This is a genomic window from Catonella sp. (genome assembly GCF_052169795.1).
Lineage (GTDB): Bacteria > Bacillota > Clostridia > Lachnospirales > Lachnospiraceae > Catonella.
This window is the reverse complement of the sequence record NZ_JBQNBU010000022.1, coordinates 25,801-33,345: the sequence shown is the minus strand read 5'-3', so window position 1 is coordinate 33,345 and position 7,545 is coordinate 25,801. Positions and strand designations below refer to the sequence as shown.

Sequence of the window (7,545 nt, the reverse complement as noted above, 5' to 3'; positions counted from 1 at the left end):
TGAAATAAATGAGAAATTTAGAATAATTATCTCAAGATTTAATAAAACAGATTAACAATAGTATACTGTAACAACTAAATAATAACACCAACAAACTCTGATTTCAAGATATTTTGATACCAATTCCTGATTTTAATCATTTTAGAGTATAAGTTAAAAATACTAAAATCCTCTATAACATTGATTTATCAGGATTTTAGCATTTTTTATTTCAAAACTTATATCAGATGTATATTTTACCTTTATTATCCCTTATAAAATAATCCTAGTAAAATAAAAGCCATTACTATAACAGGAAGTACATAAGTCATATATCCCTTCATTAGGCTCCGTACCTTAATTCCCTTCCCCTTGTTTGCCTCTGCCACAAAATTATCCCATCCCCATCCTCTCTTGCTTATACAAAAAAGCACAAAGATAAATGAACCGATAGGCAGGATTAGATTACTTACTAAAAAATCTTCCAAATCCAAAAAGCTAGTTCCCTTTCCCATAGGTTCAATGAAGCTAAGGATATTGAAGCCGAGCGCACATGGAAGTGAAAGTAGCAATATTGCAATACAATTTACAATACTTGCCTTTTTCCTGCTCCAACCCGTAAGATCCATAGTGCAGGCAAGGATAGTCTCAAATACTGCAAGCACAGTCGAAAAGGCTGCAAAACTCATAAATACAAAGAAAAGACTGCCCCAAACCCTGCCAAAAGGCATATTGTTAAATATGTTAGGGAGAGTTATAAATATAAGGCTTGGACCACTATCAGGCTGTACTCCATAAGTAAAGCAGGCAGGGAAAATAATAAGTCCTGAAACTATCGCTACAAAGGTATCCAATACGGCAACATTCACCGATTCTCCCATAAGACTTCTTTCATTTCCTATATAACTCCCAAAAATCGCCATAGAGCCTATACCTATACTCAGAGTAAAAAATGCCTGGTTCATAGCGGAAACTATTACCTTTGACCATCCTATCTGACTCACCTTATTTACATCAGGTAGCAAATAAAAACTAAGTCCCTCGGCACTTCCCTTCATAAAAAGGCTGTTTACTGCAAGTAACAGCATTATAATAAGGAGACTTGACATCATCCATTTACTTACCTTTTCAAGTCCCTTTTGAAGTCCCATAGAGTTGATAAAAAAGCCCACAACCACTACTACCGCCATGTAAGATACCTGGGTAACAGGAGAACCCAACATTCCCGTAAAGAGGCTCGCCACTCCATCCTTATTAAGTCCTTCAAACTTACCGTAAGCCATTGACACAAAATATTTAATCATCCAGCCTGCAACTGTAGTATAAAACATCATCAGAATGTAATTTCCCGCCATGCAGGCAAGCCCATGCAGATGCCACTTGCTTCCTGCTTTTTCTATTTTCTGATATAAATGTACAGGACTTTTTCTGCTTGCTCTGCCCATTGAAAACTCCATAGTCATAACAGGAATACCAAGTACAGCCAGGAAGAATAAATAAATCAATACAAAGATGCCTCCACCATTCTGACCTGCAAGATATGGAAATTTCCATACATTTCCTATTCCTATCGCACATCCCGCACTTATAAGTATGAAGCCGAGTCTGCTTTCCAATCTCTCTCTTGAACTTTTTTCAGGCATTTACTTTCTTCCTCTCTTTAATTTTATTAGTTAATTTATTTCATAATCATAACATATTCTTTCCGAAACGAACGGTTTGACTTTATTCTCCGCAACGGCTATATGCTCAGGGTGAGAAGCATAATTTTTAAGTGCTTCCTCAGTCATCTCTTTTTTTAATTTCCATAAAACTATGTGCCTTACCATATTCCCTCCTTATAAAAAGATAGTTATTATTTTAACATAATAATAAAGAAATACATCTTCTTAAATAACATATTTGATATGAAATTTAGGAATAATTATACTCCCTGACATTATCTAACAAAATAATATCAGGGAGTTTTCTATTATAAACTTTATTTTTTATTTTTCAACTACCTCTTTTATTGCCTTAATCAATTCATCCAAGTCCATTTCCGAACGCTCGCTCATTATTCTTACAGTTGCCTTCGGTATCATCACCCTGCCTAGAGGAGAATTTAGCATTTTAAATTTAGGATTTATCTTAGGAAGTTCCTCTTTAAGGTGAGGGCAGGCTGCAAGCAAGGCTGTAAGCTTAGTATCAGGAGTCACTTCAATCCTTCCATCATTATTTACAACCTCATCCTCAGCTTCCTTTTCTATTTTTGATGCATTCAGATTATCTGTCTTTTCATCCTGTCCGCTATCTTCTCCAACCACATCTCCCTTAAGTCCCTCATCCCAGTTAAGAAGGGTTCTTGAGCCTTGAAGGTTTCTGATTCTGGTGCAGTCCTGCATAATTTCAATCACTCCCTTAAAATTCCCTGCTTCATCCCTTACAGCCGCATAATATATGTAAATAAATACTCCCGGCTTATTTATCCAAAAATCTACATGATCTTCCTCACCCTTTCTGAATTTATCCACAATCTCTTCTACTATATGCACACTCTTTCTAGGATGACAGTTTTTTACATCTCTTCCTATTACATTCTTGCTTCTTGGAAAAATTCTATGGTCTGTGTCCGAATAAAACTTAACTATTTCATTTTCATCTACAAAAGATATGTCAAGAGGCAGGTTCTTAAATATCATATTTATTTGGTTAAGCGTCAGCTTTCCTGTGGTCACATCAAGTTCTTCATTATTATTAGAAGCAAGCCCATACTTACCAAGAAGATTAGCAAGCTCTCCTATAAAGCCTTCATTTACAGGCTTCTCTATTTTTTCATTATTGATTTTACTCTCTGCGGCCTTTCCTCCCACTCCAAATGCAAAGCCAATTTCAAGGTCGCCTGATTTCATATCTTCAAATTCTTTATCATTTATAAGCTTTAGTGAAGTAGGATAAAGTACTGTTTCTTCTTTAGTCATCAAATCCCTTATATCTTCTACCAGTGTAGTCTGTTTTTCTATAAATTCCTCTTCCTTACCTGCTTCAAGCAAGGCTCTGAATTCAGATATTTCATCCCTTATAAAGTCATCCAAAGTCCACATAGTAGTTGTAGGCCTCGTAAAACCTTTCTTCTCAAGCACAGGATAAAGCTGATTCTGTTTTCTCGAAAGATGGATGCGAAATTCTCTTAACTTATCATAAAGTTCAAACCACTGGTTTTTTATCACCGGATACTGCACCAAATCTTCCACTGCAAGCAACTGTTTCCTCATCTCATCATTTTCTTCAAAATATCTTAAAATCGGATGATCCTCACGGAGCTTAGGACGCCCTACTTCCATAATCCCTTCAAAGAGTTCAAGCATCTTCTGTATGTCTTCTTTACGACATTCATCTTCCTCTTCCTTTGTAAGTTCCTGCTCTGCGAGCGCTACTTCCGCCGGTGTAAGGGTTTTTACTTTTTCTTTAAGCAAAGCCCTTGCTTCTTCCAATGTATACTTACCATCCTTGTACGCCTGCTTGATTTCAAGTACTGTTGCCAATTTCTCCATATCGGCATCTTTTAAGTAATCCTTCATCATAATAATCTTCTCCTTAACCTACTATTTTAATATGAATTAGTCCTCGCTAATTATTCTATCAAATTATATTCAATCTGTCATCTGTTTTTTATTATAAAACTATCAGTAATTTATATTAATAACAATAATTTTAGTAAAATATCTGCATTTTTCTTAAATTGTTTGTGACATTTCTCTATATTTCTTAATATTTCAATCATATATTCTGTATTTTAAAAATTTCCTTACGAAAATCTTATCTAAAACTTTAATCTTGATTGACTATACCCCAATATTGAGATAAAATACAAGATAGGTTTTCATACAGAAAATACCTATACTAAAATACACGAGAGGCGGTGATTATTATTGTCAACGGATGCTATCAGCACTATTCGTGAAGCTGAGAAATTAGCTGAAACAGCTGAACGAGATGCAAAAGAAAGAGCTTCCGAGATTATTTCAAAAGCTCATTCTGATGCAAAAGAACTCATTTCATCTAAGATTTCTGCTGCCAAAACAGGCGCTGAATCTAAGCTTACTGAAATAAGCAAAGTAAATGAGAGTTTCCTGCAAAAAGCGGAAATTGAAAGCTCTGAAGAAGTAAAAGCTCTTCGCTCACAGGCAGAAGGCAAGAAAAAAGAGGTGGCTGAAAAAGTCACGGAGATACTATTTTAACAATCTCCCCCACAAGCCTGCTAAAATGTACTGAAAATTTAATAAGGAAAGGAGGAGTTAAACATGTCCGTACTACCTATGAAACGCTTGTTCATAGCTGCTCTAAAAAAGGACAGGAAGCCTATTCTCGAGAGCTTACAAAGACTTGGTGCAGTCGAAATCAATGCTGATGCAGGAAAAGAACTCTTCGTTAGCAAAGACGGTCAAACTGATACTCTCTTTAAACAGACCGATACCTCTTCTGCCAAAGCTACTTTTGAAAAGAATGCAAACCTTGCATCACAGGCTCTTGCCATCTTAGACAGGGAAGTTCCCGTCAAAGCCGGAATGATGGATTCATTTGCCGGTAGAGATAAGATGAATGCCTCTGACTACGAGTCGCTCGTAACAAAGCGTGACAAGATTATGGATATGGTCTACGAACTGAACAGCCTTAACAAACAGAAGGCTGAGGCTGAGGCTGAAATTCCAAAGCTGGTTAATCAGAGAGAGATGCTTGCGCCATGGCTTGGCTTCACGCTTCCACTTGATTATAAAGGCACTAAATACACTAAAGCCTTTATTGGAACATTTCCGACAGCTTACGATCAGAGTTCCTTACAGCTTGCATTTGCTGAAAAGGCTCCCGCCGTACAGAAAGTAGATATCTCCATCATTAGCAGTAACGAGGAGCAGACCTGCGTCCTCATAATCTGCCACTGCAGCGAAGCCAAGGAAACCGAAGATGCCCTGCGCTCTTTAAGCTTTGCAAGACCTGCTCTTCCGGGTGTAATTCCTGCCGAGCAGGAAAAAAGCATAGCAAAAGATTTGGCAAAACAGGAAGAAATCATCAAAACTGCCACAAACAAGATTGCAGGATACGCAGATAAGAGAAGAGAAATCACCTTTATAGTTGACTACTTCACTATGCGTGCAGACAAATACGGTGTAATTGGCGGGCTTTTCCAGTCAAAACGAGTATTTTGCATCACAGGATACATACCTGAAAGAGATATTAAGTCCCTTGATGCCGCAATCACCTCTAAGTTTGACTGCGTTGTGGAATACAGCACACCTTCCGATGAAGAGAATGTGCCTGTTAAACTTTCAAATAATGCATATGCCGCTCCTATAGAAGGAGTTGTTTCAGGCTATGCACTTCCAGGAAAGGGAGAGGTTGATCCAACCTTCCTCGCTTCTATTTTCTACTACGGACTTTATGGTCTTATGCTTTCAGATGCTGCTTACGGACTTATAATGGTATTTGCTACATTATTTATACTGACCAAGTTCAAGGGCAGACTTGAAGAAGGCACTAAGAGAATGTTACAGATGTTCTTCGGTTGCGGTATAGGCACAACAATCTGGGGCTTTATCTTCGGCAGTTTCTTTGGCGATGTTGTCCCTAAATTTACTGAAACTTTCTTCGGAAAGGCTGTAAACCTGCCTTACTTACTTGATCCGATTAAAGATCCTGTAACTTTACTCGGTATTGCATTTGTTATCGGTATCATCCATCTTATGTGCGGACTCGGAATTGCTCTTTATTCCAACTTAAAGCAGGGCAAAATAGTCGAGGCTGTATTTGATGTAATATGCTGGTATCTCTTCTTTGGCGGTCTGTTAGGACTTTTACTTACCACAGAGATGATACAGAATATGTTCAAGTTCACTATAAACTTCCCACAGGCAGTTGTCACAGTATTTACAGTATGTGCTCTTGCCGGTGCAACAGGAATTCTTGTAATGGGAGGCAGAGAATCAAAGAACCCTCTTAAGAGGCTTCTTAAAGGTCTTTATGCTCTTTATGGCATAAGCGGATACTTAAGTGATGTACTCTCCTACTCAAGACTTCTTGCTCTCGGTCTTGCAACAGGTGTTATTTCACAGGTATTTAACACTATCGCAGTTATGCCGGGCGGAAATCTTTTTGGTCTTATATTCTTCATAGTAATATTTGTAGTAGGACATACAATAAACATTCTTATCAACGCATTGGGTGCTTACGTGCATACCAACCGTCTTGAGTATGTTGAGTTTTTTGGTAAGTTCTATAACGGTGGTGGTAAGGAATTTGTTCCTTTTGCTGAAAATACAAAATATTTTACAGTTAAAAACAATGAATAACTCAATTAAAAATCAAAATTTTGGAGGTAATTTTTATGTCAGGTTTAGGACTTTTCTTTGCAGTTCTTGGTGCTGCACTCGCAGCAGGTGTTGCAGGTGCCGGTTCAGCTAAGGGTGTAGGTATTGCAGGTCAGGCAGCAGCAGGCGTTGTTACTGATGATCCAAGCCAGTTCGGTCGTGTTCTTGTATTACAGCTTCTTCCTGGTACACAGGGTATTTATGGTCTCCTTATCGCCTTCATCGCTCTCCTTAACCTTGGAGTAATCGGTGGTAATGTTCAGGAGATTTCTCTTGTAAAAGGTCTTGCTTATTTTGCAGCTTGTATGCCTATAGCTATAGCAGGTTATATGTCAGCAGTATATCAGGCTAAGGCTGCCGTTGCTTCTATCGCTCTTGCAGCAAAAAGACCTGATCAGTTCGGTAAGTCAATGATCTTCCCTTCAATGGTTGAGACTTATGCGATCTTAGCACTTCTTGTTTCTTTCCTTGCACTCATCGGTGTAAACGGAATGGCATAATTTTCTTAACGAATACGAAGTATGAGTTTAGAAAATTAGCCGTTCTTTCGAACAAAGTGAGAAAGAACTTCATCTGAACACCATATTTGTAATTCAGAAGTTTTTTAAAAAATAAACAAGGAGGCAACATGACAGGATTAGAAAAAATCACCAGCGAAATCAAAGCTGAAGCCGATCAAAGCGTAGCCGCTATCATCGACAAAGCTAATGCTGAAGCTGCGATTATTATTGCCGGTGCTGAAAAAGAAGCTGCAGAAGCTTGTGAAAAAATTAATCACGATACTTCTGTTCGCCTGTCTGCCAGCAAATCCACTGCTGAATCGGCTGCTGCCCTTAGAAAGCGCCGTCTGATTCTTGAGGAAAAGCAAAAACTGATAGGTGAAGTAATAGAAGAAGCTAAGAATTTAATCTATGCTCTTCCTGATAGCGTATATTTCGATAAAATACTTAAATTAGCAGAAAAAAATGTAAGTCCTGCTGCAGGAACAATCATTTTTAACGAAAAGGATCTTAACAGACTTCCTGCTGATTTTGAAACAAAGCTTAATGCCATTGCTATGTCTAAAGGCGGCAAGCTCACTGTTTCTAAAGAAACCCGTCCTATAGACGGAGGTTTCGTCCTTCTTTATGAAGGTATAGACCAGAACTGCTCTATCACCTCTCTTTTTGAGACAAATATAGAAGCGGTACAGGATAAGGTACAGAAACTCTTGTTTTAACCA

General features: G+C 37.9%; 7 protein-coding genes. 4 read left to right on the top strand and 3 right to left on the bottom strand.

Annotated features, from left to right (window positions below):
- Positions 1–245 precede the first annotated feature (245 nt).
- From ACTTKP_RS05140 to ACTTKP_RS05130, 3 genes are all read right to left on the bottom strand, one after another.
- Entirely contained in the window at positions 246–1,622 is a 1,377-nt protein-coding gene (locus ACTTKP_RS05140) for a sodium-dependent transporter (RefSeq protein ID WP_442552832.1), read from the bottom strand.
- A gap of 30 nt (positions 1,623–1,652) precedes the next feature.
- Positions 1,653–1,808 carry a Dabb family protein gene (locus ACTTKP_RS05135; protein WP_442552831.1) on the bottom strand — a complete coding sequence of 52 codons (156 nt, stop codon included), beginning with the start codon at positions 1,806–1,808 and terminating at the stop codon, positions 1,653–1,655.
- Between the two features lie 159 nt (positions 1,809–1,967).
- Entirely contained in the window at positions 1,968–3,542 is a 1,575-nt protein-coding gene (locus ACTTKP_RS05130; RefSeq protein WP_442552830.1) for a DUF438 domain-containing protein, read from the bottom strand.
- A 348-nt stretch (positions 3,543–3,890) separates the two neighbouring features.
- Here ACTTKP_RS05130 and ACTTKP_RS05125 point away from each other — a divergent pair, with 348 nt between their 5' ends.
- From ACTTKP_RS05125 to ACTTKP_RS05110, 4 genes are all read left to right on the top strand, one after another.
- On the top strand, positions 3,891–4,199 hold the full coding sequence (locus ACTTKP_RS05125; RefSeq protein ID WP_442552829.1) for a hypothetical protein: 309 nt from the start codon (positions 3,891–3,893) through the stop codon (positions 4,197–4,199).
- Between the two features lie 63 nt (positions 4,200–4,262).
- Positions 4,263–6,305 (top strand): V-type ATP synthase subunit I, encoded by a 2,043-nt coding sequence (locus tag ACTTKP_RS05120; RefSeq protein WP_442552828.1) that lies wholly within the window; start codon positions 4,263–4,265, stop codon positions 6,303–6,305.
- 29 nt (positions 6,306–6,334) lie between these two features.
- Positions 6,335–6,823 carry a V-type ATP synthase subunit K gene (locus ACTTKP_RS05115; protein ID WP_442552833.1) on the top strand — a complete coding sequence of 163 codons (489 nt, stop codon included), beginning with the start codon at positions 6,335–6,337 and terminating at the stop codon, positions 6,821–6,823.
- 128 nt (positions 6,824–6,951) lie between these two features.
- Positions 6,952–7,542: a V-type ATP synthase subunit E gene (locus ACTTKP_RS05110; RefSeq protein ID WP_442552827.1), complete on the top strand. Its 591-nt coding sequence runs from the start codon at positions 6,952–6,954 to the stop codon at positions 7,540–7,542.
- The last annotated feature ends 3 nt before the right edge of the window (positions 7,543–7,545 follow it).

What these genes read in the sequence shown, in the direction of transcription:
- ACTTKP_RS05140 (WP_442552832.1), bottom strand. Translation starts at nt 1,622, where the DNA reads ATGCCTGAAAAAAGTTCAAGAGAGAGATTGGAAAGCAGACTCGGCTTC.
- ACTTKP_RS05135 (WP_442552831.1), bottom strand. Translation starts at nt 1,808, where the DNA reads ATGGTAAGGCACATAGTTTTATGGAAATTAAAAAAAGAGATGACTGAG.
- ACTTKP_RS05130 (WP_442552830.1), bottom strand. Translation starts at nt 3,542, where the DNA reads ATGATGAAGGATTACTTAAAAGATGCCGATATGGAGAAATTGGCAACA.
- ACTTKP_RS05120 (WP_442552828.1), top strand. Translation starts at nt 4,263, where the DNA reads ATGTCCGTACTACCTATGAAACGCTTGTTCATAGCTGCTCTAAAAAAG.
- ACTTKP_RS05110 (WP_442552827.1), top strand. Translation starts at nt 6,952, where the DNA reads ATGACAGGATTAGAAAAAATCACCAGCGAAATCAAAGCTGAAGCCGAT.